This window comes from Aeromonas popoffii (assembly GCF_000820025.1).
GTDB lineage: Bacteria > Pseudomonadota > Gammaproteobacteria > Enterobacterales > Aeromonadaceae > Aeromonas > Aeromonas popoffii.
Genome location: NZ_CDBI01000007.1, coordinates 1 through 1,753 on the forward strand (window position 1 = coordinate 1; position 1,753 = coordinate 1,753).

2 protein-coding genes are annotated in these 1,753 nt (G+C 46.0%); both read right to left on the reverse strand.

The window, feature by feature from the left end:
- A partial coding sequence (locus tag BN1129_RS01320) for an exodeoxyribonuclease VII large subunit (RefSeq protein WP_042033996.1) occupies positions 1–378 on the reverse strand: 378 nt, incomplete at its 3' end.
- Positions 379–527: 149 nt separating this feature from the next.
- Entirely contained in the window at positions 528–1,277 is a 750-nt protein-coding gene (locus BN1129_RS21740; RefSeq protein ID WP_052449292.1) for a lysozyme inhibitor LprI family protein, read from the reverse strand.
- Between the last annotated feature and the right edge of the window lie 476 nt (positions 1,278–1,753).

Here is a 1,753-nt window from a genome sequence, read left to right on the forward strand (position 1 = left end):
CTTGAGCTCTTCAAAGCGCAGGGCCAGCACGCCGTCGCCAGCGGGTTGCATCGATTCGATGATCAGCTGATAGTCGCCGCGCGGCTCATAGAGGGAGACTCGCGCCTGCACCAGCACCTGCATGCCATCTTGCGGGCGAAACGCCACCCGCCGGTTGTTGCCCTTGAACATGGCGCAGCGCACCTGGGCACCCAGATCTTTGAGCGAAAAGTACCAGTGGCCGGAGCTTGGCATCGCCAGATTGGAGAGCTCGCCGGTCAGCCACACCAGCCCCAGATCCTGCTCCAGGATCATGCGCACGGCGCTGTTGAGGCGGGTGACGGTAAAGACCTGCTGCTCGCGGCCGTTCGCCGCACTGGATGAGGTAAATCGGTTCAATGGCGTACCTGTGGTCTGCTCCGACGGGGCCGGGATAAAACGATGGGCGCTATCTTACCCCAGAGCGCGGCCGGAGCCGAGCCTCTCTATTATCTGGATGTATGGAGATGGGATGAAGGCCATATGTAGTTTGCCACGTATGAATACATTTAGTATCCACGGTCACAGCCTGTTGTCATCGCCAAGTTTTTAGGAAAAATGGTGCCATCAAGGCCAGCCCTCATGCCGCAGGAAAATTCCCTGCATTTCATTTCCGGGTCGAGTATCAAGATACTGCCAGCCCGATTAACTATGCGTAACGAGCATGCTTTCTCTATGTCATCTGCATCCGATGGTGGTATATATTGATATTCATTGTCAACCAGTTTGGCTGTGCCGCCAATATCGCAAATATGCCCATTTGCAGTAAATGTTAATATAGAGAAAGATATCGTGCTCTTATCCTTCTCTTCAATGGATATACAATTTTCAGCATCAATCAAGTAATATCCATCCTTTGTCGAGTTGTTTATTATTGGGACTGAATGCAAGAGATAATGCTTACCAAACATTGTTGTATCAGCAGGAATGTTTTTTTTCCAATTCTTAAGCGTGTCCAGCCTGATACGATAATTCTTGATTAGACAGTCAGAGGTAGAGCACTCTTTATTAATCTGTTTTAACCAAGCTCGTTGTGATTTTTTTATAACTTCACCATCATCATCGCTTTTCTGGAGTGATGAAAAGTATTGCTTTGCAAGATTTTCATCCAGTTGGCTCAACTCGGGTGTTATACATATCAACTTTTCATTTTTTGTTTGCGTTTTATGACAGTCAAAACTGGCTGCTTCAGAGAAGTAAGGTGAGACGATGAAAAAGAGAGCTAAAAACAAATTTTTGGTTTTTATAATACGTGACATATTACTTACCTTACTCTTTATTTCTTACTTTAATTATAAGCATTTTTCTGCCAAATGATGATCTCAGGTTCTGTACATTTATTGCCAATATTGTCAACACAACGTTCAAGCACTTGAGTGGCAAGTTCATAACGGACATCTGGAGGATAATAATACGGTGCTTATAATGCCTTATGCCACAAATTTTTTCACTCATGAGACGAATACTCCGTGGATTTAACAATGCAGAGTTGGGTTGCTGTTTTATCGGGGCTGCCATTGTGGTCAAGCACCGCCTGTATCTGGATTTTGTTGTCGGACTCGAGACTATCTTGGGCGAACGAAATGCTCTAAAAACAAGCAGCTTGGCTGCGTTTTTGATGGGGGCTGATAGAACGGGGAGCCTTTTGGTTGCAAGGATAGGTGTGAGTAGTAAGCCGGCTGGCTGCATAAAACACCACTTGGTGTAATACAAGGCAGTTAAGAGAATTTGAGTC